The sequence below is a fragment of the Streptomyces sp. NPDC020965 genome, from assembly GCF_044333555.1.
Classification (GTDB): Bacteria; Actinomycetota; Actinomycetes; order Streptomycetales; family Streptomycetaceae; genus Streptomyces.
This window is the reverse complement of record NZ_JBIRRE010000005.1, coordinates 39,754-63,539: the sequence shown is the minus strand read 5'-3', so window position 1 is coordinate 63,539 and position 23,786 is coordinate 39,754. Positions and strand designations below refer to the sequence as shown.

The window sequence follows — 23,786 nt, the reverse complement described above, 5'->3', positions numbered from 1 at the left end:
CCGAGGCCGCGGTGGGTCGTGCCCGTGGCCAGGTCAAACCATGCTTGTTTCCCGCCATTCCCGACCGCGAAACCCGCCTTTCGGTGTGACTTATGCGACTGTGGCCCGCCCGGCCTGCACCTCTCGGCCATGGGGGCGTAGCCTTAATTCCCGCTGTCCATCACCTTGTGAAGCGGAAGAGGGCGGTTGCCGCCGTGTCGTCTCAGTCCCCCAGTAACTCAAGCTCCCCCAGCCTCCGGCCGGGCGGTGTCCCCACGACCGACCAAAGCGCCCAGGGCGTGGATCCTGCGGCCGCTTTCGGTCCCAATGAGTGGCTCGTCGACGAGATTTACCAGCAGTACCTCCAGGACCCCAATTCGGTCGACCGAGCCTGGTGGGACTTCTTCGCCGACTACAAGCCGGGCGCGGGGAACTCCGCCTCCGGAGCGGAGGCGCCGACGGGGGCTCCTGCCACGCCCCCGGCCGCGCCCGCCGCCACCGCGACGGCCAATGGTTCGGCCCCCGCGCCGCAGCCGGCCGCCCCGGCACCCGCGACTCCTCCGGCCGCGACTCCTCCGGCCGCCGCGCCGAAGGACGCCCCGGCACCCGCAGCGCAGGCCCCGGCCGCGCCGGTGCCGGCACCGGCTAAGGAGCCCGCGAAGGCCCCGGCACCGGTCAGTGCGCCCGCGAAGGCCGCCGCGCCGAAGCCCGCCGCCGCGGCCCCCAAGGCCCCGGCCGCCGACGCCCCCGCCGGCCCCGAGCTGGTCACCCTGCGTGGCCCGTCCGCCGCCGTCGCGAAGAACATGAACGCCTCGCTGACCGTGCCCACGGCCACCTCCGTGCGCGCCGTCCCGGTGAAGCTGCTCTTCGACAACCGCATCGTCATCAACAACCACCTGAAGCGCGCCCGGGGCGGGAAGGTCTCCTTCACCCACCTCATCGGCTACGCGATGGTGCGCGCCCTCAAGGCGATGCCGTCGATGAACTACTCCTTCGCCGAGAAGGACGGCAAGCCCACCCTGGTCAAGCCGGAGCACGTCAACTTCGGTCTCGCGATCGACCTGGTCAAGCCCAATGGCGACCGCCAGCTCGTCGTCGCGGCCATCAAGAAGGCCGAGACGCTCGACTTCTTCGAGTTCTGGCAGGCGTACGAGGACATCGTCCGCCGCGCCCGCGGCAACAAGCTGACGATGGACGACTTCTCCGGCGTCACGGTCTCGCTGACCAACCCCGGCGGCCTCGGCACCGTCCACTCCGTGCCGCGTCTGATGCCCGGACAGTCGGTCATCATGGGCGTCGGCTCGATGGACTACCCCGCCGAATTCCAGGGCACCTCCCAGGACACCCTGAACAAGCTGGCCATCGCCAAGGTCATGACCCTGACGTCGACCTACGACCACCGGGTGATCCAGGGCGCCGCCTCCGGCGAGTTCCTGCGCGTCGTGGCGAACTTCCTCCTCGGTGAGGACGGCTTCTACGACGACATCTTCGAGGCGCTGCGCATCCCCTACGAGCCGGTCCGCTGGCTCAAGGACATCGACGCCTCGCACGACGACGACGTCACCAAGGCCGCCCGCGTCTTCGAGCTGATCCACTCCTACCGGGTCCGCGGCCATGTCATGGCCGACACCGACCCGCTGGAGTACCGCCAGCGCAAGCACCCCGACCTGGACATCACCGAGCACGGCCTCACCCTGTGGGACCTGGAGCGGGAGTTCGCGGTCGGCGGCTTCGCCGGCAAGTCGCTGATGAAGCTCCGCGATGTGCTCGGTGTGCTGCGCGACTCGTACTGCCGCACCACCGGCATCGAGTTCATGCACATCCAGGACCCCAAGCAGCGCAAGTGGATCCAGGACCGGGTGGAGCGCCCGCACTCCAAGCCGGAGCGTGAGGAGCAGCTCCGCATCCTGCGCCGGCTGAACGCCGCGGAAGCGTTCGAGACCTTCCTCCAGACCAAGTACGTCGGCCAGAAGCGGTTCTCGCTGGAGGGCGGCGAGTCCGTCATCCCGCTGCTCGACGCGGTCATCGACTCGGCGGCCGAGTCGCGTCTCGACGAGGTCGTCATCGGCATGGCCCACCGCGGCCGGCTGAACGTCCTGGCGAACATCGTCGGCAAGTCGTACGCGCAGATCTTCCGCGAGTTCGAGGGCAACCTCGACCCGAAGTCGATGCACGGCTCCGGCGACGTGAAGTACCACCTGGGCGCCGAGGGCACCTTCACCGGCCTGGACGGCGAGCAGATCAAGGTCTCGCTGGTCGCCAACCCCTCCCACCTGGAGGCGGTCGACCCGGTCCTGGAGGGTGTCGCCCGCGCCAAGCAGGACGTCATCAACAAGGGCGGCACGGACTTCACCGTCCTGCCGGTCGCCCTCCACGGTGACGCGGCCTTCGCCGGTCAGGGTGTCGTGGCCGAGACCCTGAACATGTCGCAGCTGCGCGGCTACCGCACCGGTGGCACCGTGCACCTGGTCATCAACAACCAGGTCGGCTTCACCGCCGCCCCGGAGTCGTCGCGTTCCTCGATGTACGCGACCGACGTGGCCCGCATGATCGAGGCGCCGATCTTCCATGTGAACGGCGACGACCCGGAGGCGTGCGTCCGGGTGGCGCGACTCGCCTTCGAGTTCCGTCAGACGTTCAACAAGGACGTCGTGATCGACCTCATCTGCTACCGCCGCCGCGGTCACAACGAGGGCGACAACCCGCAGTTCACCAACCCGCAGATGGTCGCCCTGATCGACAAGAAGCGCTCGGTGCGCAAGCTCTACACCGAGTCCCTGATCGGTCGCGGCGACATCACGCTGGAAGAGGCGGAGCAGGCGCTCCAGGACTTCCAGGGCCAGTTGGAGAAGGTCTTCGCGGAGGTCCGCGAGGCCACCAGCCACCCGGCCCCGACGCACGTCCCGGACGCGCAGGCCGAGTTCCCGGTGGCGGTCACCACCGCGATCTCCCAGGAGGTCGTCAAGCGGATCGCCGAGTCCCAGGTCAACATCCCGGACCAGGTCACCGTGCACCCGCGGCTGCTGCCGCAGCTCCAGCGGCGCGCCTCCTCCGTGGAGGACGGCACGATCGACTGGGGCATGGGCGAGACCCTCGCCATCGGCTCGCTGCTGATGGAGGGCACCACGGTCCGGCTCTCCGGCCAGGACACCCGCCGTGGCACCTTCGGCCAGCGGCACGCGGTCCTGGTGGACCAGGACACCAACGAGGACTACACCCCGCTGCTCTACCTCGCCGAGGACCAGGCCCGGTACAACGTCTACGACTCGCTGCTGAGCGAGTACGCGGCGATGGGCTTCGAGTACGGCTACTCGCTGGCCCGCCCGGACGCGCTGGTCATGTGGGAGGCCCAGTTCGGTGACTTCGTCAACGGCGCGCAGACCGTCGTGGACGAGTTCATCTCATCGGCCGAGCAGAAGTGGGGCCAGACCTCCGGCGTCACCCTGCTGCTGCCGCACGGCTACGAGGGCCAGGGCCCGGACCACTCGTCCGCCCGCCCGGAGCGCTTCCTCCAGATGTGCGCGCAGAACAACATGACGGTCGCCATGCCGACGCTGCCGTCGAACTACTTCCACCTGCTGCGCTGGCAGGTCCACAACCCGCACCACAAGCCGCTGATCGTCTTCACCCCGAAGTCGATGCTGCGTCTGAAGGCGGCGGCGTCGAAGGTGGAGGAGTTCCTCACCGGCGGCTTCCGCCCGGTGATCGGCGACGCGTCGGTGGACCCGGCCGCCGTCCGCAAGGTCGTCTTCACCTCCGGCAAGGTCTACTACGACCTGGACGCGGAGCGGAAGAAGCGCGGTGTGACGGACACGGCGATCATCCGGCTGGAGCGGCTGTACCCGCTGCCGGGCGCGGAGCTCCAGGCCGAGATCGCCAAGTTCCCGAACGCGGCGAAGTACCTGTGGGCGCAGGAGGAGCCGGCGAACCAGGGCGCGTGGCCGTTCATCGCGCTCAACCTGATCGACCACCTCGATCTGGCCGTCGGCGCGGACATCCCGCACGGCGAGCGGCTGCGGCGGATCTCCCGTCCGCACGGCTCGTCCCCGGCGGTGGGCTCGGCCAAGCGGCACCAGGCGGAGCAGCAGCAGCTCCTGAACGAGGTCTTCGAAGCCTGAGCCGGTACCCGACCCGGCGTCCGGGTCGGGTACCGCTGACGGAGCACGATCCGTACGTGTACGGCATGAGGGGCCCGGCCCCGCGCGATCAGCGCGGGGCCGGGCCCCTCGGCCGTGCCTCCGGCCGGTCGGGTCCGGTCCGGACGAACCTTCGAGGATCAGCCCGCCGCGTCCGGTGCACGGACCGACGACTCCGACACCACGGCGAGGGGCACCTCCCCCACCCCCGGGGCGCAGGGGGAGTGCGTGCCGGAGGCCGTGCGCCGGGCGGGACTCCCGCGACCCGACCTAGGGAGTGTCTGACAAATAGCGTCGTCCACCCGAAGGGTGGGGCGCGCGGCGTCCGGTGCGTGCAATCGCAAGGCGGAGGGTCGTCCTCGTACTGGACGTACTTGGATGACTCGACAACGCAGCGAGTGTGCGTGCAGGGCGTCGCGCGCCAGACGAGATTTGTCAGACACGACCTAGGGCTCGGGCGCCGCCGCCTCCCGCTCCAGTCGGGAGATCTCGCGCCGGATCAGCTCAGCCGTGTCCGAGACGGCCGCCGACAGCACGGGCAGCACCGCCCGGTGCTCCTCCAGGGCGCGTTCCGGGCCGGCCGAGCGCTCCAGCAGACCGGCCCGCGCCCACTGGGCGGTGACCGCCTCACGCAGCAGATCGCCGGTCCCCCGCGCCGCCTCGTGGTAGTAGCCGATGGCCGCCGCCAGCCGCTCCCGGTCGCCGGTGCGCCGGGCCAGGAGCGCCGCGGCCAGGCACCGGTGCCACCAGGCGTACGCGGCCAATTCGGGATCGGTGGCGGCGCGGGCGGCCGCGCCCAGGGTCCACTCCGCCTCGTGCAGGTCGGCGAGGGTCTCCTCGGCGCGGAACCGTTCGATGTACGCCTGCCCCAGCAGCGCCCGGCGGGCCGGTAGCGCCGGATCGCCCGCCGGGGTCTCGTCGATGGCGCCGCGCAGCGCCCGTACGGCCGCGTGGAGATCGGCCGCCGTGTCCTTGTCGACGCCCCGCTCGGTGAGCCGGCGCCCGAGCGAGGTGCGGACCGCGGGGCGGTCGGGGTCGTCCCGGGCCAGCAGGGGCAGCGCCTCGGTCCAGGCGGCGACGGCCGAATCGCGGTGCGCCCAGCTACCGGTGGCGAGATGCCGCTGGTCGAGAAGGCCGGCCATCCGCAGCAGGATGTGCGCCTGGGCCGCCTCGTCCCGGCCGACATTGCGGCGGGCCTGGTCCAGGGCCTGGAGGATGCGGAGCCTCGCGTCGTCGTCGGGGTGTTCGTCGGTGAACTCGATGGCGTCGGCGTAGTCCAGCCAGGCGCGGCGGAGTTCGGCCGGGTCGACGGCCTCCCAGTCGATGGCGTCTATTCCGGCGAAGAGGTCGTCCCCGGCCGCCTCGGCGAGGGCGCGGGAGACGGACGGGTCGACGGTGTCGGGCGGTACGGGCCCCTCGCCCCGGTGGTGCCGGGCGAGGTCGAGGAGGAGTCCGCCGCGGACGAGCGGCGCGGATTCCCGGTGTTCGTCGGCGCGCAGCTCCGCCAGGGCCTCCGGGACGGTCTCGTCCACCAGGGGCTGGACGACGGCGAGCGCGGTGCGCAGGGTGCCGGTGAACCAGTCGCCGGGCCGGACCGGACCGCGCAGCGCGTACGGGGCTCCGAGCACCGCGAGCCGTCGCAGGATGCGGATCCGGGCGGCCGCGGCGGCCCGCCCGGTGGCACTGTCCCGGAGCGCGCCGCCCGCGTACGCCCCGCCCCCGGTGACCGCCCGCCCGATGACGGTGTCACCCGCCGACGGATGGCCGTGCGGCGGGCCGTCGGTCAGTTCGGCGAGGCTGCTGTCCGCGGCGGCCAGCAGGACGGCGGCCACCAGCTCCGCCAGGTCCGTACGCTCCTCGGCGGACTCGTCGCCGGCCTGCAGCCACACCCACTCCGGCAGCAGCTTGGGGTTGAGCCGGCCGGCCGCGACTTCATCCGCCATGATCTCCAGGACCCGGGCCAGGGTGAGCTGGGCCCGGGGCGGTCCGCCGGAGATGGCGTTCTGGGCCGCCTCCAGCGCGGCGGGCAGGTCCTCGGGCAGGGGGCGCACCAGCCACCGCCGCAGCAGCGCGCCGGCCAGTTCCTCGTAGAGCCCGGCGCGCGCGGTGGGGCGGCGTTCGGTGCGGGCGGCCGAGCCGAGGAGTCGGATGGCGGTGTCGAGGTCGCGTACGGTGCCGTGCTCGTCGAAGTGGGTGAGGCAGGCACGGGCCTTGGCGATCACCCCGGCCTGGCCGCCCCTGGGTAGTTCGCCGGGGGTGGTGGCGGGCCGGTGCGCGCCGAGGCGGCGCAGCACCTGGGTGGAGACCTGGGCGAAGGCCGAGAGTCGCCGGCTGTCGGGGCCGCCGGGGGCCGGCTGGCGGGGATTGACCGATCCGGTGAGGAAGGCCGCGGCCATCGCCGGGAAGTTGCGCACCGCACGGCCGTAGCGGGACTCGATGTATTCGGAGCAGTGCTTGAGCACCAGGGACGCGCTGCCCGCGCCGAGCTGGCCGAGGAGTTCTTCCCGTACGCCGTCGAGGAAGGTGTACGCGGGCCCGCCCTCGTCGGGTGCCGGGCCGGTCTCGTCGCGCCGCAGCAATCCGCTGAGCAGCACTTCGGCGAGGACGTCGGGGCCGCTGCGCACCAGCATGGCGCGCTGGACGAGCTGCATGACCGGGAGGACAAGCGGGACGGCGGAGAGGTAGACGGCGAGCTGGGCGGCGGCGGGTGAGGCGGTGCGGCGGAAGAGCCGGACCCGCTCGGCGGGGTCGAGCCGGGCGGCGGAGCGGGGGCGGCCGTGGCCGGTGCGGTGGTGGCGGCGGACGATCGCGGCGGCGCCGTTGAGCGACTGTCCGGTGGCGCCCGCGACGAGCCGGGTCCAGGCGTCGAAGGAGGAGCGGCGGAGGGCGAGGACGGGCACGGCGACGCCGTGCGGGACGACCGACCCCCGGTGGGGGGTGAACTCCAGCCGGCCGGCCGGTCCTTCGCGCCGGCGCAGCACCCCGGGGTGGGCGGGGAGGTGGGTGCGCCCCCACATCCGCTGGGGCAGGGGTTGGACCACGGCGACGGGCGCGGTCGACGCCCAGGTGTACAGGAGGCGCTGCATTCGGCCGCCGCGCCACATGGGGCCCGCGCAGTCGCTGAGGACGAGGGTGAGCAGCCGTCCGGTGGGGTCGCCGAGCTGGGCGGGTACGGGGTCGTCGGGCCCGATGCGGTGGACGGCGACCTCGCGGAAGGCGCCGGCGCGTTCGCAGACCCGGCGCAGCTCGTCCAGGACGCCGCCCCAGACAACGTTGGAGCTGGACTCGTCCATGACGAGGGCGAGCCGGGCCTCGCGGCGGCGGACGGCGGCGAGTACGGGCACCAGGAGGCCGGTGTCGGCGGCGCGGTCGGCGGTGGCGATCTCGTCGAGTTCGCTGCGGACGGTGCGGGTCGGCGGGCGGTAGCGCTGGAGGGGTCGCAGGGAGCGTTCCAGGCCGAGGGGGTCGGGCAGGACCGCGGGGGCGGGGACGGGGACGGCGCGCACTCCGCCGTCGGGCGGCCCGCCGTGGGCGGCCTCCGGCTGGGCGGGCCCGTACAGTCCGGCGCCGGGTCCCGGCCGGGGGCCCCTGCTGCCGGGGCGGACGAGCGCGGGCGGCGGCGGTTCGAGGGTCGGCTCCGGTGCCGGGGGCTCGTCCCCGTCCCGTACCGCCGGGTCGGGCGGGGAGGCGAAGGGATCGGTGGCGGGTACGTGGCGGGCCAGCCAGAGGGCGTCCGCCAACTCCTCGGCGGTGGGCGCCAGCTCGGCCTCACGGAGCCGGGCGACGAGGGCGGTGAGGGGCGTCGGGCGCCGGTGGGGCCGGGGCTCCGGACCTACCGGGGGCATCGGGCTCCCCGCAGTCACCGCAGTCACCGCTGCCGGGTGTCGAGGGGCCGGATCAGCAGTTCGGCGATCTCCTCGCGCCGCCCGGGTTCGGTGCGGACGGTGTGCTGGGTGAGGTAGATGGCGTTCAGCAGTTGGTCGGTGGGGCGGAGTTCGCCGTCGCCGTCCTCGCTGGTGAACCGGCCGATCAGATCGAGGTTCCGCTCGTCGGACCCGGCGCCGAAGTGGGCCTGGACCATGGCGGCGAGCCGTTCGTCGCGCGGCGGGTCGAGGTGGAGTTGGATACAGCGGCGCAGCAGCGGGGCGGGGAAGTCGCGCTCGCCGTTGCTGGTCATCACCACATACGGGAAGGCGTGGCAGCGGACCCGGCCGCCGCGGACCGGGACGCGGCGGCCGTCGTCGGTGAGCACCCGCACTTCGTCCTGGCCGGGCCGGTCGGCGGCCCGCTCCAGCTCGGGGAGGGCGAACTCGCCCTCCTCCACCACGTTGAGCAGGTCGTTGGGGAGGTCGATATCGCTCTTGTCGAGTTCGTCGATGAGCAGGACGCGGGGGCGCCGGGTGGGCAGCAGCGCGGTGCCGAGCGGGCCGAGTTTGATGTAGCGCCCGATGTCGTCGGGGGTGCGGTGTTCGCGCTCGGCGAGCTGGGCGTCCTGGAGCCGGCCGATGGCGTCGTAGGTGTAGAGGCCGTCACGGAGCTCGGTGCGGCTGACGACGGGCCACTGGAGGACGCGGCCGAGGCCGAGTTCGTACGCGATCGAGTGGGCGAGGGTGGACTTCCCGGCGCCGGGTTCCCCGGTGACGAGGAGGGGGCGGCGCAGGTAGAGGGCGGCGTTGATGAGGTCGAGGGCCTCGGCGTCCTGTGCGGGCGGCGCCCCGACGCGCGCGCCGAGGCGGCGGGTGGAGGAGCTGTCGATGGGCGGTGCGGGGTCGGGCAGCGGCTCCCCGGAGAAGGCGCGCCACGGCGGGGGCGGGGGCAGCCGGTCCAGCCGGTCCGGATCGGGTGCTCCGACGCCTCGGTAGATCAGCCAGTCGTCCATCGCTCGCTCCTCACAGACGGCCGGTGTGACCGGTGGCGGGCAACTCCGTATACGTACCCATCACTTCGCATTTCCATGGCTGGGCGTGGGTGGCCGGTCGCGGCCGTCCCCCGACTTTCGCACCTCTGGGCGGAGGGCGCGCCGGTCCGCTTCCACGCGCCCGGTGCGGAAGCCCCCGCGCGCCGTTCCTGAGGGGTTTCCGGCCGGCCGCTCACGGGGAGCCGCCGCCCGCCGCTTCCGGGGAGCCCCCGCACGGTGCTCACGGGGAGTCCAGCGGTGCGGCGTCGTCCGCGGGGAGCGGGCGGGTCGGGTCGTCGTAGAGCAGGGCCACCCCTTCCGCCCAGTGCGTGCTGTTCCGGGTGCCGCTGATGTCGTCGCGGACGCGCCGCAGCCGGTCCGGGAGTTCGCCGATTCCGGCGCTCTGCCCGAGGATCAGGGCGGCGCCGTCGTGGAGTTCGTCGCAGGAGGCGGTGCAGCCGTGGTCGGGGTGGTGGTCGGTGCGCCAGAGGGCGATACCGTGCCCGGCCGCCAGGGCCAGGCCGATGGCGCGGCGGCCGACACCGTCGCCGGCCTGCCGGCAGAGGACGGGGACGGCGGCCGGCGCCATCTCGGTGAAGTGGTGGGCGCGCGGCACCTGGAGCGGTGGGGGCGTACGGCAGGCGGCCGGCCGGCCCGCCGCCACGGTCGCCTCCCACCGGTGGACCCAGGCGGCGTCCGGTTCACCCCGTCGGGTGAGGTCCCGGAGGACGACCATGCGCCGGACGCCGACGTACGCGGGGAGGTGGAGCCGTGCCATGTCGGTGAGCTGCCAGCGGTGCACGGCGGTGTCGAAGTGGTCGGCGGGGAGCGCGACTTCGAGGGGGGCGGGAGCGCCCGGTGCGTCGACGGAGGCGAAGACCTCGGCGAGCGCCCCGCGCAGCCGCTGCACGAGCTCTTCCGGGGGCACGCCGTCGCCGGTCTGCTCCTCGTGGAGGGGTTCGTTGACGTCATGGCCGTCGTCGACCCGGACCCGCCAGTAGAAGCGGGGGGTACGGGAGTCCACGACGGGCTCCAGCTCGACGATGACGACGGCGCAGCCGTCGCCGGCCCGGGGGTAGGGGACGACGACCCGGTCGGGCCCCCCGGTGGTGCCGGGGGTGAGCGGGGTGAGTCCCGGGGGCAGGGTGGCCTGGGTGACGACGGTGTGCACGATCCGGGGCACGTCCTGGAGCCGGTGGGTGACCCAGTCGGCGAGCGCGGCCGGGTCGCCGCCGCGTTCGCGTTCGTACTCGACCACGAGCTGGAGGTAGTGCAGCGCGGCGATGGCGGCGACCGGCTGCCCCGCCTCGTACAGCAGTCCGTGGCCGTCGCGCCAGGCGTACGGGAGGAGTTGGCCGGGGGGTGCGGCGACCCCGCCCCGGGCCTTCTTGACGAGTTCGACCACGGGCCGGATGCCGTCCGGGGGGTGCGCCCCGGCCAGCAGGGCGAGCGCCTCGCGCCGGTCCCGGGGGCTCCACTCGTCGCCGCCGGGGTGCACGCCGGTGCCGGGGAGCTGGTGCTGGCGTTCGATCCAGTTGTGTCCGGTGATCTTCGGGGAGTGGCCGTGCCAGCGGTCGTGCGCGGCCATCAGCGGCTGGTAGGCGGCGCCGAAGCGGCGCAGCGCGGTGGCGGCGATGGCCATCCCGCCGTCGCGGCCGACCCGCCGCGATTTGAGGACGCCGACGACCGCGCCGGTGTGGGCGTCGAGCACGGGCGATCCGGAGCCGCCCTTCGGGAACTCGGCCTCGGGGCGGAAGCGCATCCCGTAGTCGTCGTCGAAGCCGTTGACGGTGGCGGTCGCCTTCCAGCGGACGGCGCCGTGGCCGTCGCCGGGGCGGTAGCCCTGGACGACGCCCCGGCCCCCGGGGTAGTCGGTGCGATCGGTCAGCCAGACGCACTCGTGCTCGACATCGGGGTCGAGGACCCGCACCAGCGCGAGATCCTGCTCGACCGGGACGCGCTGCTCGGGCCGGGGGTCGCCGTCGAGCAGCCAGTGGTCGAGCCGGGCGTCGAGGGGCCGGCCGCCGTTGACCTCGCTGCCCCGGAGGTGGAAGACCCGGTCGTGGTCGCCGCGCAGATGGGGTGCGAGGACATGGGCGCAGGTGAGGAGTCGGCCGGGGGCGATGAAGAAGCCGGTGCCCCAGGGGGCGGACTCCTCGGGGTGGGCGGCGGTGAGGAAGACCGTGGCGGCGCGGGTGAGGGCGTCGATGACGGGGTCGGACTCGGTCATGGCGCGTCCGGGTCGGCGGGCGGCTCGGCGGGGCGCCGGGGGGCCGGGGGGTGCAGGCCGGCCGGTTCGGTGCCGGGCCGCTGGACGCCGTCCGGGCCGGTGCCGGGCTGGTCCCGGAGTCGCCAGGTCAGGGTGACGTGGACGGACGCCTTGGTCTCACCCGATGCGAGGACGGCGAGCGCTGCGCCGGATTTATGGGTCAGTTCGATGCCGAAGGAGACGGCGGCCTCGTCGGGCCCGGCGGCGGCCGCCGCGGCCAGCACGGAGGACCCGACCCCGGTGATCAGCTCTTGTAACCGCCGCACCTTGGCGGTGGCGTTCTCCACGAAGCCGACGTCCTCGTCGTCGTCGCCGTATCCGCCGTCGGACGGGGAGAGCCGTGCGTGCACGACGGCCCCTCCGGGAAGCTCGATGCGCTGAACTCGTCCGTTCACGGTGCCCCCATGGGTCGTGTACCTGGGGCGACGTCGGCCAGGGCCCGTCCGGTTGCGTGCGGGACCGGGAAGTCGCCGTACTCTGAAGGGGTAGTCCCCCATCCGTCCCAGGAGCATGTCTTGTACTTCACCGATCGCGGCATCGAGGAGCTGGCGAAGCGGCGTGGCGACGAAGAAGTCACTTTCGAGTGGCTGGCCGAACAACTGCGCGCGTTCGTCGACCTCAACCCCGACTTCGAGGTGCCGGTGGAGCGGCTGGCCACCTGGCTGGCCCGGCTGGACGATGACGACGACGATGAGTGAGCCCCGCCTGATGTAGGTTCTTCCGTTGGGATCAGGCCGGGAGCCCGGCCAGATCCGAACGAGAGGCCCTAGCGCGGCCGACGGCTCACCGCGCCGTTGACGACGAGTACGGCCCCGGCCGCGATCCAGCCGGGGCTGCGGCGCCGTAGCCCCCAGATCGCCAGCGGCACCCCGATCGCGATCTGCACCACGCCGATCGCGTACCCGCGCCCCTTCGGCTCCCGCAGCCAGTGGTCAAACCCTTCTTCGGCCGCGTGGAGTTCACCCCGTACGGCATCGCGCCAGCCCGCCCACTCCACGACCTCCGCGCCCACCGTGGCGGCGGTGATCCGGAGCCGGTCGGTCGATGCGCCGGGGGTGAGGCCCGGGGGCAGTGCGAGCCCGGTCCTGGCGAGTACGGCGATCAGCCCGAGCAGCCGGGCGCGGGCGTCGGACTCCGGGTCCGGGAGGGTCAGCGGCTCCAGGTCCTGCACATCGAGTACGGGGTCGAGACCGAGGCGCGCGGCGAAGGTCCGCATGGCCTCGTCCTCGCCGACGGGCGTCCCGTCGGCGAGCCACACGTACCCCACGGGACGGCGAAATCCGGACGCGAGCGTGAACCCCGCGCGGTCCCCGTCCCACCAGAGGGCGAGCACGGGCCTGCTGGTCGCGACGGAGACGGCGGAGGCCCAGCCGGTGAGGACGCCGTCGATGGGGTCGCCCCCTTCGCGCCACGGCCTGCCCTCCGGCACCAGAACGCTCCACTCCGCCCCGGCGCGTACGAGAAGCTGTCGTTCGCGCAGCAGCCGGACCGGGGGCCGTACGGAGGAGGGGTCGGCCCGGCACAGCAGCAGCGCGCCCACGGATGTCGCGTTCATGCGACTCACGCTAGGCGAATTTGCCCGGATATGGCGCCTTATGGGGACTTAGCCACCCCGATGCCTTCCCTTGACAAGACCTATTCGCGATATATCGTATCGTCCAGAAGACGCGATATGTTGCGTCACGGCCGAGCTGGGAGGGTCAGCGTCATGGCAGAGTCGACGTGGGAGGTCAAAGAGGACCGGAAGCTCACCTTCGACACCCCCGTGACGGCGCTCAGCGTGCGCGTCGTCAACGGCACGGTGAACGTGGTGGGCACCGACGAGGCTTCGGCGCGGCTGGAGATCTCCCAGATCGAGGGGCCACCGCTGATCGTCACCCAGGAGGGCTCCTCGCTCACCGTGGCGTACGAGGATCTGCCGTGGAAGGGCTGGCTGAAATGGCTGGACCGCAAGGGCTGGCAGCGCGGGGTCACCGTCTCCCTCGCCGTGCCCTCCCGGGCGAAGGTCGAGATCGGCGTGGTGGGCGCGGGCGCGGTCATCTCCGGCATCCAGGGCCCGACCTCCGTCCAGAGCGTCAACGGTGACGCCACCCTGGTCCGGCTCTCCGGCGAGGTGCGGGCGGACACGGTCTCGGGGAATCTGGAGGCCCAGTCCGTGACCGGCCCCCTGCGGTACAACTCGGTGTCGGGCGATCTGACGGTGATCGAGGGCGGCGCGGGCTCCACCGTGCGGGCCGACTCCGTCAGCGGCGACATGCTGGTCGACCTGGCCGCCTCCGGCGACGGCAGCGCGAAGCCGACCGATGTCACCCTCGCCACGGTCTCGGGCGAGGTCGCGATCCGACTGCCCGATCCGGCGGACGCCCGGGTCGAGGCGGAGACCGCGAGCGGCGTCGTGTCGAACGCGTTCGACGCGCTGCGGGTGAGTGGCCAGTGGGGCAGCAAGAAGATCACCGGCACACTGGGCGCGGGCACGGGCACGCTCAAGGCGTCGACGGTGTCCGGCTCGATCGCGTTGCTGCGCAGGCCGCCGCAGGACCACGACGAAGGCGACGGGGGTCTCGGCAGTCAGGACGGCGATCTGCACAGGGATCCGGCCCGGGACGCGGACCCACGCCAGGACCCGCCCCCGGCCGACGCATCGATCCCGTCCCAGGGCTCCCCGGCCACCGATGACACCCCCACCGCTTCCTCCCCCTCTTCCTCCTCCCCTTCCGACTCCACCGGCCCCTCCGGAAAGGTGCTCTGACATGCCACCGGTTTTCGCACACGGCCGTCTGCGCCTGTACCTGTTGAAGCTTCTGGACGAAGCGCCGCGCCACGGCTATGAGGTGATCCGCCTCCTGGAGGAGCGCTTCCAGGGCCTGTACGCGCCTTCGGCGGGCACCGTCTACCCCCGGCTGGCCAAGCTGGAGGCCGAGGGTCTTGTCACCCACGCCACCGAGGGGGGCCGCAAGGTCTACTCGATCACCGACGCGGGGCGGGCCGAACTGGCCGGCCGGAGCGGCGAACTGGCCGATCTGGAGCTGGAGATCCGGGACTCGGTCTCCGAGCTGGCGGCGGAGATCCGCGACGACGTACGGGGCGCGGCGGGCAAGCTGCGCAGCGAGATGCGGGCGGCGGCGTCCAAGGCCCGGACCTCGACCAGCGAGGAGAAGGAGTGGCGCAAGGTCACCCACGAGTGGCAGGAGCAGGCCCGCCAGGCCAAGGAAGAGGCCCAGCAGGCGCGCCGCCAGGCCAAGGAGGCCCAGGACAAGGCCCGCCGCGAGATGCAGCGCATCGCGAAGCAGGTCCAGGACCAGGTGCAGGACCACTTCACCCGGGGCGACTGGCCGACGGGCGTACGGGAGGGGCTGTCCGAGCTGACGAACCAGCTCGGCGGGCTGGCCCGGGGCGGCGCCTGGCCGACCCGGACCGCGCGGGACACGGGGACCGGGCCGAACGCGGCGCAACCGAAGCCGCAGCCGGAGCCATGCCGGGAGTCGCGGCGGGACACCCCGGCGATGGACCCGGACTGGTCACAGGAGAACCTGCCCCCGATGGACTCCGTGGGTCCCGTGGGTCCCGTGGGTCCTGAGTGGTCGCGTGACACCCCGTCGACGGGTAACCCGGCGCGGGACCTGGATCGGCTCCTGGACCGCTTCCGGGACGACATCCGGGACGCGGCGCGGGACAACGGCGTGACGGAGTCCCAGGTGGGCGAGGCCCGCCGCCACCTCTCGACGGCGGCGGCGCATATCGCGGCGCTGCTTCAGCGGGGGGTCGGTTAGCCCGGAGCGGCCGGGCGACGGCCGCTCCGGACGGGACACGAGGTCGACGGCGGGGGCGGGGACGGGACGGCGGCGGTACGGGGACGGGTACGCGGCCGGGTGACGAGGGCGGGCGACGGTTGCCTATCCCCCGCTCGCGCCCCCGCCTCGGCCGCCGTCCCCGCCGCCCCCGCCGTCTCCGCCGTCTCCGCCGTCTCCGCCGTCTCCGCCGTCTCCGTCTCCGTACATCGTCCGGCGTACCGACTCATACGTCGCCCCGTGGTCCGCCAGCACCTCCGCCACCACCCCCGGCAGTGCCGTCAGCGCCAGCAGCAGGTGCCCGCCCCCGATTTCGCGGTCCCCCCGCCCCAGCGCGATCCGCAGCGACTTCTCCAGGACGCCCTTCGCGCCGGGCGTGAAAGCCCGGTGGCCGCGCCACCAGCTCTTGGACCGCTTCCGCACCTGTAGCGCGCCCTGACCGTGAACCTCCTCCACCCGCGCGACGATCTCGGCCACATCGATGCCGAGCCCCGCCAACGCCTCCTCGTCCGACCGGGAGAGGCCCGCGCGGCGGCGCGCCTGGGCCAGCGCGCTCTCCACCGAGGCCCGCCGGTCCGTCACGCCGAGCGCCGAGAGCGCGAACGCCGCCCGGGTGCCCTCCTGGTCAAGCAGCGCGAGCAGGAGATGCTCCTCCGTGATCGAGTCCGCGCCCGCCCGTTCCGAGTGGGCCGCGGACTCCGTGACCACGGTCCGGGCATCGTCCGTGAAGCGTTCGAACATCACTGCCTCCCGTACTTCTTGTGTACCGCCTGCCGGCTGACGCCCAACTCGATCGCGATCTCCTGCCACGACCAGCCCCGATTGCGGGCGCTCCGCACCTGTACGGCTTCGAGTTGTTCCACGAGCCGCCGCAGCGCGGCGACCGCGCGCAGTCCGACCCGTGGATCGCCGTCGCCCGCGCGTTCGGCGAGATCCGTTGCCTCAGTCATGCCTGTCAACCTACATTGACAGGCGTCAACCGTCAACCTGGGTTGACAAGCTCGCCGTAGCCCGGACAGCGGGCATCAAGACCTGAGAGCAGCGGGCATGGCGATCGGTGCCCCATCCCCGCCCGAAAGGGCAATCACCGTGACATGACTGCCGGTTGCATGACAGGAACTGATAAACGTTCAGCGAATCGCACGATGATCGCTTCCTCCGGCCGGTCGCGAGCGCCCCCGCACGCCTGGCTCCGCACCGGCCCCGAATCGACCCTGTGAAGGGGAATCCGTGATCACCGCTCGCCTGAACCTCTCCCGCCACCCGGCGCGCTGGGCCTCCGCCGCCCTCGCCCTCGCCCTGACCGGCACACTCACCGGGGCCGCCTGGCCGGACGGCTCACCCACTCAGCCCGCCGACCGACCGGCCGCCACCGCCCGGCTCGCCCCCAACACCGCGCCCGCACCACTCCCCCCACTCAGCACATTCAACTCCTCCGGCTCCTCTGACTTCTCTGACTTCTCTGACTTCTCTGGCTCATCTGGCTCATCTGGCTCTCTGGCCGGTCATGACTCCCGGCCCGCGCCCGGCAGCGGAAAGTTGCTCAAGGCGACCCCACTGCCGGCGAGCGACCGCCCGCACGGCGGCCCCGGCCAGTCGATCGAGTACATATCCACCGGCTTCACCGGCCGCGCGGTCACCGTCTCCGGGCTGCTCTTCGCCCCGGCCGGGAAGCCGCCCCGCGGAGGCTGGCCGGCCATCTCCCTGGCCCATGGCACGGTGGGCGTCGCCAATGCCTGCGCCCCCAGCCGCAGCGCCCCGGGGCTCCCGCACGACCCCGCCGTACGAGCCTGGCTCGACAGCGGCGTCGCCGTGCTCGCCACCGACTACGAGGGGCTCGGCACCCCTGGGCCGCACCCCTATATGCACGGTCGCAGCGCCGCGTTCGGGACCATCGACATCGTGCGCGCCGCGCGCCAGGCCAACCGGGGCATCTCCAAGACCTGGGTGGCGATGGGCCATTCCCAGGGCGGCCACGCCGCCATCCACGCCGCCGCCCACGCGACCCGGTACGCCCCCGGGCTGGACTTCCGGGGTGCCGTCGCCACCGCCCCGCCGACCGACTTCACCCGACTGCTGGCCGACCGATCGGACTCAGCCAGTGAAGAGCGCACCATGCGTACCGCGCTCTACCCCCTGATCACGGCGGGATTGCGGGCCATCGACCGGGATCTGGACTTCCGGCACCTGTTCAGCGAACGGGCGCGCGAACTCGTCAGCGACGCACGCAGCAAATGCTTCTGGGACCTCGTCCTCAAGGTCCGGGCGGCCGGTCTCCACGAGGGCAATGTGTGGGAGCGGCGGCCCGAGACCGTACCCGGCATGATGGACGCGCTGCGCGAGCACGTGAACACCCCGGTCGTCCGGCTGGACCGGCCGCTCTTCGTGGCCCAGGGCGCCAAGGACGAGATCATCCAGGCTCCCCTCACCGCCCGGTACGCGGAGCAGCTCAGACGGGCCGGCTCCGATGTCGTCTACCGCCAGTACGCGACGGCCGACCATGTGACCGTGCTCAAGGAGTCCGCCCCTGAGATCACGGGCTGGATCAAGCAGCGCCTCGCCCGGTCCTGAGTCAGAACGCACCGACACAGGACCGCACCGCGCGGATTCAGCACCGCGCGGAACGGAACCGCGCTGGACGGAACCGCGCGGGTCGGGGCCGGGCAGGGCTCCCGGCTCCGACCCGCGCGGGCCGCCGTCACCCCGTCGGCGTGAGCACGATCTTCCCGAACAGCCCGCCGTCCGCCATCCGTGCGAACCCCTCACGCGCCCGGTCCAAGGGAAGCACCGTGTCAATCACGGGCCGCACGCCGGTCGCCGCACAGAAGGACAGGAGATCCTCCAGCTCGTCCTTTGATCCCATGGTGGAGCCCACGATCCTCAGCTCCAGAAAGAAGATCCGGGTCAGTTCCGCGTGCGACGGCCGGTCACCGCTGGTCGCGCCCGAGATGACCAACGTCCCGCCGGGCCGGAGCGACTTGACCGAGTGCGACCAGGTCGCCGCGCCGACCGTCTCGATCACCGCGTCCACCCGCCGGGGGAGCCGGGCCCCCGGCTCGTACGCGCCCTCCGCTCCCAGCTCGACGGCGCGGGCCCGCTTGGCCTCGTCGCGGCTGGTGGCGTACATCCGCAGTCCGGCCGCCCGGCCGAGGACGATCGCGGCGGTCGCGACTCCCCCGCCGGCGCCCTGCACCAGGACCGAGTCACCGGGACGGACACCGGCGTTGGTGAAGAGCATCCGGTACGCGGTGAGCCAGGCGGTCGGTAGACAGGCGGCCTGCTCGAAGCTCAGCTCGGGCGGCTTGGGCAGCACATTCCAGCTCGGTACGGAGACCTGCTCGGCGAAGGTGCCCGGATAGCGCTCGGTCAGGATCGAACGCGGCTCGTCCGGGCCGACACCGTGACCGCTCTGGCCGATGACGGAGTGGAGCACCACTTCGTTGCCGTCGGCGTCGACCCCCGCGGCGTCGCAGCCGAGGATCATCGGCAGCTTGTCCTCGCCGAGGCCGACGCCCCGCAGGGACCAGAGGTCATGGTGGTTGAGGGAGGCGGCTCGGACGGTGACGGTGGTCCAGCCGGGACGGGCCTCGGGCGCGGGGCGTTCACCCAGTTCCAGGCCGTTCAGCGGGGTGTCACGGTCGATGCGTGCTGCGTAGGCGGCGAACATGGCCCCGACCCTAGGACGCCCCCGGAGCGCGGCGGAACCACACCGGCGTGTGACGCGCGCCGCGCACGGACGGGGACGGGGCGCGTGGAAAAGGGCAAGGGCGCGGGCACCGGGGGCGGGCCGGGGCACGGAAACGGCCAGGGGCCCCGACCCCGCCTCCCACAGGAACGACGGGGCCCCTAGGAACGACAGGAATCACAGGACCCACGGGAACGACGCGGGGTCCCCGACCGCCATCGGCCGGGGACCCCACCGGCGCGCCCCCGTACGGGACCCGCGCCCTCCGCCACGGACACCGGGACCGGACCGGTCCCGAGCGCCCGGCTACCGTTCTACCGTCGCGCCACACCCTCCGCCCGCGCCGCCGCGGCCACCGCGGCCGTCACGGCCGGGGCCACCCGCTCGTCGAACGGCGACGGGATGACCAGGTCGGCGGCCAACTCCTCGCCCACCACGTCCGCCAGCGCGTTCGCCGCCGCGATCTTCATGCCCTCGGTGATCCGCGACGCCCGCACCTGGAGCGCTCCCGCGAAGATCCCCGGGAACGCCAGGACGTTGTTGATCTGGTTCGGGAAGTCACTGCGCCCGGTCGCCACCACAGCCGCGTACTTGTGCGCGATATCGGGGTGGATCTCCGGGTTCGGGTTCGCCATCGCGAAGATGAAGGCGCCCGGCGCCATGGTGGCGACCGCCGCCTCGGGCACCGTACCGCCGGAGACTCCGATGAAGACATCGGCGCCGGCCAGCGCGGTCGCCACCGAACCGGTCAGACCCGCCTTGTTGGTGATCTCCGCCAGCTCTCGCTTCGCCGGGTTGAGGTCATCGCGGTCCCGGCTGACGATGCCCTTGCGGTCGATGACCGCCACATCGCCGATGCCCGCCGCCACCAGGAACTTCGCGATGGCGACCCCGGCCGCGCCCGCCCCCGAGATCACGGCGCGCAGCTCGTCCAGTTGGCGGCCGGTGAGCTTCGCCGCGTTCCGCAGGGCCGCGAGGGTCACCACCGCCGTGCCGTGCTGGTCGTCGTGGAAGACCGGGATGTCGAGGCTCTCCTGGAGGCGGCGCTCGATCTCGAAGCAGCGCGGCGCCGAGATGTCCTCCAGGTTCACCCCGCCGAAGGAGGGGGCGAGACGCACGATGGTCTCGATGATCTCGTCGGTGTCCTTGGTGGCGAGCGCGATCGGGACCGCGTCCACGCCGCCGAACTGCTTGAACAGGATGGCCTTCCCCTCCATGACGGGAAGGGACGCCTCGGGACCGATGTCGCCGAGGCCGAGCACCGCGGTCCCGTCCGTCACCACGGCGACGACCTGCGATTTCCAGGTGTAGTCGTGGACGAGTTCGGGCCGCTCCGCGATGGCGCTGCACACTTTGGCGACGCCGGGGGTGTACGCGAGGGACAGATCGTCCTTGTCCCGCACCGGCACCGTGGCCCGCACGGCCATCTTGCCGCCGCGGTGCAGCGCGAACGCCGGATCGAAGGGCTCCTCGGGAGCGCTCTCCGTAACGGCCTCGCCGGGCGTATCGCTGACGCCCCGTGTATTGACAATCTCCGCTGCCATGGGTTGACCCCTTAAGTCTTCATCAGTTGAGGGTTTCCACTCCTGGTTGAGGAGGGGCGGGCACCGCGTCCGTGTCCCGCGGGTGGGCGGTCTGACCGCCCGAGCGGGGGGAGATACGAACACGCGGGCGCGCCGCACACGCGCCCTGAGCCCCCGGATGAGGGGTGTAATCGTCCTTCATACCGGACCGGGGCCACTGAGGACGAGTCCGGATTCGCCTAGTCATGCGACTCGTCGTCCGATGGCGGGACAGGTGGTGACACGTCGGCTAAGCACCCTGTGTCCCGTCCGCGACGGGTCGCGGACCGCAGATCTTCCGGTCGGAAGGAAGCATTCCCGTGAATGGTCCGGTCCTGATGTACCGGCCTGAAGGGGGCGGGGGTGTCCCGTTACCCGATTTTGACATGCGTCACCCCCTGAATGGGCTAGTCCGAATGGCAAGATGCCGAAAACACTCAAGGTGGCGACGCTCGAAGATGAGTGCGCAACCGGTAGACGACCACGAAATGGCAGCTCACTGACACGCCGGAGGACTCCAACCATGACCGCAAGCACCACGCGCCGCACGACCGCCACGAAGGCCCGGAAGACACGCACGTCCCGGATCGCCGCGGTCGGCGCCATCGCGGTCGCCGGCTCCATGCTGCTGACCGCGTGTGGCGACCAGACGAGCAAGAAGAACGAAGGGGGCGGCGATGCGGGAACCACGAAGAGCGCTGCCCCGCTCCACGACCAACTGCCCAAGGCGATCCAGGACAAGGGCGTCATCAAGGTCGGTTCGGACATCGCCTACCCTCCGGTGGAGTTCAAGGACGACTCGGGTAAAACGGTCGGCATCGACCCCGATGTCGCCGATGCCCTCGGCAAGCAGCTCGGGGTGAAGTTCGAGTTCGAGAACGGCACCTTCGACACGCTGATCACGGGTCTGCGCTCCAAGCGCTACGACATCGCCATGTCGGCCATGACGGACACCAAGGACCGCCAGGACGGCGTCGACTCGGAGACGAAGAAGAAGGTCGGCGAGGGCGTCGACTTCGTGGACTACTTCACCGCCGGTGTCTCGATCTACACCAAGAAGGGTGACGACAAGGGCATCAAGACCTGGTCGGACCTGTGTGGCAAGAAGATCGTGGTGCAGCGCGGCACGGTCTCCGAGGACCTCGCCAAGGCCGAGAACACCAAGTGCGGCGCCAAGGGCAAGATCACCATCGAGGCGTTCGACAACGACCTGGAGGCGCAGACCCGGCTCCGCGCAGGTGGCGGCGACGCGGGCTCCTCCGACTTCCCGGTGGCCGCGTACGCGGTGAAGACGGCGGGCGGCGGCAAGGACTTCCAGATCGTCGGCGACCAGGTCGAGGCGGCCCCGTACGGCATCGCCATCGCCAAGGGCAACACCGAGCTCCGGGACGCGATCAAGGCCGCGCTCGACGCGATCATCAAGAACGGCGAGTACAAGAAGATCGTCGACAAGTGGGGTGTCGCCGCCGGCGCGGTGACCGAGGCCAAGGTCAACGGCGGTACCTGACCCGGCCGGGTCCGGTGCGCCCCGAGGATGACGCCGGGGCGCACCGGACCCCGTACAGGCACTGATTCGGTACTGAAAGGCTCCCTGTGACTGTCGACATCCACAAGACGGGTCCGGAGGACACACCGCCACCGCCGCCAGCGGCCGGTCCGGAGGCCATCAAGGCCGTACCGGTCCGCCACTACGGCCGGTATGTCACCGCCGTCATCGCGATCGCCCTCTTCGCGCTGATCGTCTACGCCTTCTCCCAGGGCAAGATCAACTGGGGAGCGATCCCGGACTACTTCTTCGACGACCGCATCGTCGAAGGCGTCTGGAAGACCCTGCTGCTGACCGTCCTCTCCATGACGATCGGCATCGTCGGCGGCATCGTCCTCGCGGTGATGCGGCTCTCGAAGAACCCGGTGACCTCGTCCATCGCCTGGTTCTACATCTGGTTCTTCCGGGGCACCCCGGTCCTGGTCCAGCTCTTCGTCTGGTTCAACCTGGGGCTGGTCTTCGAGACCATCAACCTCGGCTTCTACCAGGACGAGTGGTCGGACTTCATGACGCCGTTCCTGACGGCGCTGCTGGGCCTGGGCCTCAACGAGGCCGCGTACATGGCGGAGATCTGCCGCGCCGGACTGCTCTCGGTCGACGAGGGCCAGACCGAGGCGTCGCACGCGCTGGGCATGAGCCAGAGCAAGACGCTGCGCCGGATCGTGATCCCGCAGGCGATGCGGGTGATCGTGCCGCCGACGGGCAACGAAGTCATCAACATGCTCAAAACGACCTCACTGGTCGCGGCGGTGCAGTTCAGCGAACTGTTCCGGCAGGCGCAGAACATCGGCCAGACCTCCGGGGCGCCGGTGGAGATGTACTTCCTCGCCGCCGCCTGGTATTTGCTGATGACCTCGATCCTGAGCGTCGGCCAGTACTACCTGGAGCGGCACTACGCCCGCGGCTCCAGCCGCAGTCTGCCGCCGACCCCGTTGCAGAAGATCAGGTCGAGCGTGTTCTCGGTGCGCCGCCCGAAGGGAGTCTCCGCGTGAACGCCATGGTCAAGGCGGAGGGCGTGCACAAGTCCTTCGGTCCCATCGAGGTCCTCAAGGGCATCGATCTGGAGGTCGCCCCGCGCGAGGTCTTCTGTCTGATCGGCCCGTCCGGCTCCGGCAAGTCGACCTTCCTGCGGTGCATCAACCATCTGGAGAAGATCAACGCCGGCCGGCTCTCGGTCGACGGCGAACTGGTCGGCTACCGCCAGAAGGGCGACAAGCTGTACGAGATGAAGGACAGCGAGGTCGCCATCAAGCGGCGGGACATCGGCATGGTGTTCCAGCGCTTCAACCTCTTCCCGCACATGACGGCGGTGGAGAACATCATGGAGGCCCCGGTCCAGGTCAGGGGCGAGACCAAGGCGGTGGCCCGGGCCCGCGCGGAACAGTTGCTGGACCGGGTGGGCCTCGCCGACAAGGCCGGGAACTACCCCTCCCAGCTCTCCGGGGGCCAGCAGCAGCGGGTGGCCATCGCCCGCGCGCTGGCGATGGAGCCCAAGCTGATGCTCTTCGACGAGCCGACGTCGGCGCTCGACCCGGAGCTGGTGGGCGATGTGCTGGACGTGATGCGCGGCCTCGCCGACGACGGTATGACGATGATCGTCGTGACCCATGAGATGGGCTTCGCGCGCGAGGTCGGGGACGCGCTGGTCTTCATGGACGACGGCGTGGTGGTCGAGGCGGGCCATCCGCGGGACGTCCTGACGAACCCGCAGCACGACCGGACGAAGTCGTTCCTGTCGAAGGTCCTCTGACGCACGAACGGACGAAGTCGCCCCTGTCGCGGGCCCGCTGACGAAGTCGTTCTGTCACGGGCCCGCTGACCGGACGACACCCGAGGGGCGGTACGGACACCTCCGTACCGCCCCTCTCCGTGCCTCCTCCCCCCCCGGCCCGTCTCCCGCCGGGCGGGCCGCGCAAGCGAAGAT

17 protein-coding genes are annotated in these 23,786 nt (G+C 71.9%); 8 read left to right on the top strand and 9 right to left on the bottom strand.

What is annotated here, in order from left to right:
* Positions 1 to 194 precede the first annotated feature (194 nt).
* On the top strand, positions 195 to 4,097 hold the full coding sequence (locus ACH4S7_RS16875) for a multifunctional oxoglutarate decarboxylase/oxoglutarate dehydrogenase thiamine pyrophosphate-binding subunit/dihydrolipoyllysine-residue succinyltransferase subunit (RefSeq protein ID WP_398521952.1): 3,903 nt from the start codon (positions 195 to 197) through the stop codon (positions 4,095 to 4,097).
* 464 nt (positions 4,098 to 4,561) lie between these two features.
* Here the strand turns inward: ACH4S7_RS16875 and ACH4S7_RS16870 are convergent, their stop codons facing one another.
* The 4 genes from ACH4S7_RS16870 to ACH4S7_RS16855 form a co-directional block, all read right to left on the bottom strand.
* Positions 4,562 to 7,960, bottom strand: coding sequence for an SAV_2336 N-terminal domain-related protein (locus ACH4S7_RS16870; protein WP_398521951.1), 3,399 nt, complete (start codon positions 7,958 to 7,960; stop codon positions 4,562 to 4,564).
* A gap of 23 nt (positions 7,961 to 7,983) precedes the next feature.
* Positions 7,984 to 8,994: an AAA family ATPase gene (locus ACH4S7_RS16865; RefSeq protein WP_398521950.1), complete on the bottom strand. Its 1,011-nt coding sequence runs from the start codon at positions 8,992 to 8,994 to the stop codon at positions 7,984 to 7,986.
* 259 nt (positions 8,995 to 9,253) lie between these two features.
* Positions 9,254 to 11,242: a trypsin-like peptidase domain-containing protein gene (locus ACH4S7_RS16860; RefSeq protein WP_398521949.1), complete on the bottom strand. Its 1,989-nt coding sequence runs from the start codon at positions 11,240 to 11,242 to the stop codon at positions 9,254 to 9,256.
* Entirely contained in the window at positions 11,239 to 11,676 is a 438-nt protein-coding gene (locus tag ACH4S7_RS16855) for a CU044_2847 family protein (RefSeq protein ID WP_398521948.1), read from the bottom strand. The genes ACH4S7_RS16860 and ACH4S7_RS16855 overlap by 4 nt, the downstream gene beginning before the upstream one ends.
* Before the next feature lie 120 nt (positions 11,677 to 11,796).
* Between ACH4S7_RS16855 and ACH4S7_RS16850 the strand changes: the two genes are divergently transcribed.
* Positions 11,797 to 11,979, top strand: a complete 183-nt coding sequence (locus tag ACH4S7_RS16850; RefSeq protein WP_398521947.1) for a DUF6104 family protein — start codon at positions 11,797 to 11,799, stop codon at positions 11,977 to 11,979.
* A 68-nt stretch (positions 11,980 to 12,047) separates the two neighbouring features.
* On the opposite strand, the gene ACH4S7_RS16845 is transcribed toward ACH4S7_RS16850, so the two are convergent.
* Complete coding sequence (locus tag ACH4S7_RS16845; protein ID WP_398521946.1) at positions 12,048 to 12,836, bottom strand: hypothetical protein; 789 nt, start codon at positions 12,834 to 12,836, stop codon at positions 12,048 to 12,050.
* Between the two features lie 153 nt (positions 12,837 to 12,989).
* On the opposite strand from ACH4S7_RS16845, the gene ACH4S7_RS16840 reads away from it, so the two are divergent.
* Together ACH4S7_RS16840 and ACH4S7_RS16835 are read left to right on the top strand one after the other, a co-directional pair.
* Entirely contained in the window at positions 12,990 to 14,030 is a 1,041-nt protein-coding gene (locus tag ACH4S7_RS16840) for a DUF4097 family beta strand repeat-containing protein (RefSeq protein ID WP_398521945.1), read from the top strand.
* A 1-nt stretch (position 14,031) separates the two neighbouring features.
* Entirely contained in the window at positions 14,032 to 15,051 is a 1,020-nt protein-coding gene (locus ACH4S7_RS16835) for a helix-turn-helix transcriptional regulator (protein WP_398521944.1), read from the top strand.
* A gap of 123 nt (positions 15,052 to 15,174) precedes the next feature.
* On the opposite strand, the gene ACH4S7_RS16830 is transcribed toward ACH4S7_RS16835, so the two are convergent.
* Both ACH4S7_RS16830 and ACH4S7_RS16825 read right to left on the bottom strand, forming a co-directional pair.
* A complete protein-coding gene (locus ACH4S7_RS16830; protein ID WP_398521943.1) occupies positions 15,175 to 15,810 on the bottom strand; it encodes a Clp protease N-terminal domain-containing protein in 636 nt (211 codons plus the stop codon).
* Positions 15,810 to 16,019 carry a helix-turn-helix domain-containing protein gene (locus ACH4S7_RS16825; RefSeq protein ID WP_398521942.1) on the bottom strand — a complete coding sequence of 70 codons (210 nt, stop codon included), beginning with the start codon at positions 16,017 to 16,019 and terminating at the stop codon, positions 15,810 to 15,812. The genes ACH4S7_RS16830 and ACH4S7_RS16825 overlap by 1 nt, the downstream gene beginning before the upstream one ends.
* Before the next feature lie 280 nt (positions 16,020 to 16,299).
* Here ACH4S7_RS16825 and ACH4S7_RS16820 point away from each other — a divergent pair, with 280 nt between their 5' ends.
* Entirely contained in the window at positions 16,300 to 17,640 is a 1,341-nt protein-coding gene (locus ACH4S7_RS16820; RefSeq protein ID WP_398521941.1) for a lipase family protein, read from the top strand.
* A gap of 127 nt (positions 17,641 to 17,767) precedes the next feature.
* Here the strand turns inward: ACH4S7_RS16820 and ACH4S7_RS16815 are convergent, their stop codons facing one another.
* The gene (locus tag ACH4S7_RS16815) at positions 17,768 to 18,736 is read right to left on the bottom strand and encodes a zinc-binding dehydrogenase (protein WP_398521940.1); all 969 of its coding nucleotides are present in this window, start codon (positions 18,734 to 18,736) and stop codon (positions 17,768 to 17,770) included.
* Positions 18,737 to 19,068: 332 nt separating this feature from the next.
* Complete coding sequence (locus ACH4S7_RS16810; RefSeq protein WP_398521939.1) at positions 19,069 to 20,298, bottom strand: NADP-dependent malic enzyme; 1,230 nt, start codon at positions 20,296 to 20,298, stop codon at positions 19,069 to 19,071.
* 541 nt (positions 20,299 to 20,839) lie between these two features.
* Here ACH4S7_RS16810 and ACH4S7_RS16805 point away from each other — a divergent pair.
* From ACH4S7_RS16805 to ACH4S7_RS16795, 3 genes are all read left to right on the top strand, one after another.
* Positions 20,840 to 21,823 (top strand): ABC transporter substrate-binding protein, encoded by a 984-nt coding sequence (locus ACH4S7_RS16805; RefSeq protein WP_398521938.1) that lies wholly within the window; start codon positions 20,840 to 20,842, stop codon positions 21,821 to 21,823.
* A gap of 86 nt (positions 21,824 to 21,909) precedes the next feature.
* On the top strand, positions 21,910 to 22,854 hold the full coding sequence (locus ACH4S7_RS16800) for an amino acid ABC transporter permease (protein ID WP_398521937.1): 945 nt from the start codon (positions 21,910 to 21,912) through the stop codon (positions 22,852 to 22,854).
* A 5-nt stretch (positions 22,855 to 22,859) separates the two neighbouring features.
* Positions 22,860 to 23,612 (top strand): amino acid ABC transporter ATP-binding protein, encoded by a 753-nt coding sequence (locus ACH4S7_RS16795; protein ID WP_398522361.1) that lies wholly within the window; start codon positions 22,860 to 22,862, stop codon positions 23,610 to 23,612.
* Positions 23,613 to 23,786: the final 174 nt, after the last annotated feature.

Bases quoted from the DNA above. Each gene is read 5' to 3' on its own strand.
- ACH4S7_RS16845 (WP_398521946.1), bottom strand. From the start codon at position 12,836: ATGAACGCGACATCCGTGGGCGCGCTGCTGCTGTGCCGGGCCGACCCC.
- ACH4S7_RS16825 (WP_398521942.1), bottom strand. From the start codon at position 16,019: ATGACTGAGGCAACGGATCTCGCCGAACGCGCGGGCGACGGCGATCCA.
- ACH4S7_RS16815 (WP_398521940.1), bottom strand. From the start codon at position 18,736: ATGTTCGCCGCCTACGCAGCACGCATCGACCGTGACACCCCGCTGAAC.
- ACH4S7_RS16795 (WP_398522361.1), top strand. From the start codon at position 22,860: ATGGTCAAGGCGGAGGGCGTGCACAAGTCCTTCGGTCCCATCGAGGTC.
- ACH4S7_RS16810 (WP_398521939.1), bottom strand. From the start codon at position 20,298: ATGGCAGCGGAGATTGTCAATACACGGGGCGTCAGCGATACGCCCGGC.
- ACH4S7_RS16830 (WP_398521943.1), bottom strand. From the start codon at position 15,810: ATGTTCGAACGCTTCACGGACGATGCCCGGACCGTGGTCACGGAGTCC.
- ACH4S7_RS16865 (WP_398521950.1), bottom strand. From the start codon at position 8,994: ATGGACGACTGGCTGATCTACCGAGGCGTCGGAGCACCCGATCCGGAC.
- ACH4S7_RS16840 (WP_398521945.1), top strand. From the start codon at position 12,990: ATGGCAGAGTCGACGTGGGAGGTCAAAGAGGACCGGAAGCTCACCTTC.
- ACH4S7_RS16835 (WP_398521944.1), top strand. From the start codon at position 14,032: ATGCCACCGGTTTTCGCACACGGCCGTCTGCGCCTGTACCTGTTGAAG.
- ACH4S7_RS16805 (WP_398521938.1), top strand. From the start codon at position 20,840: ATGACCGCAAGCACCACGCGCCGCACGACCGCCACGAAGGCCCGGAAG.
- ACH4S7_RS16870 (WP_398521951.1), bottom strand. From the start codon at position 7,960: ATGCCCCCGGTAGGTCCGGAGCCCCGGCCCCACCGGCGCCCGACGCCC.
- ACH4S7_RS16860 (WP_398521949.1), bottom strand. From the start codon at position 11,242: ATGACCGAGTCCGACCCCGTCATCGACGCCCTCACCCGCGCCGCCACG.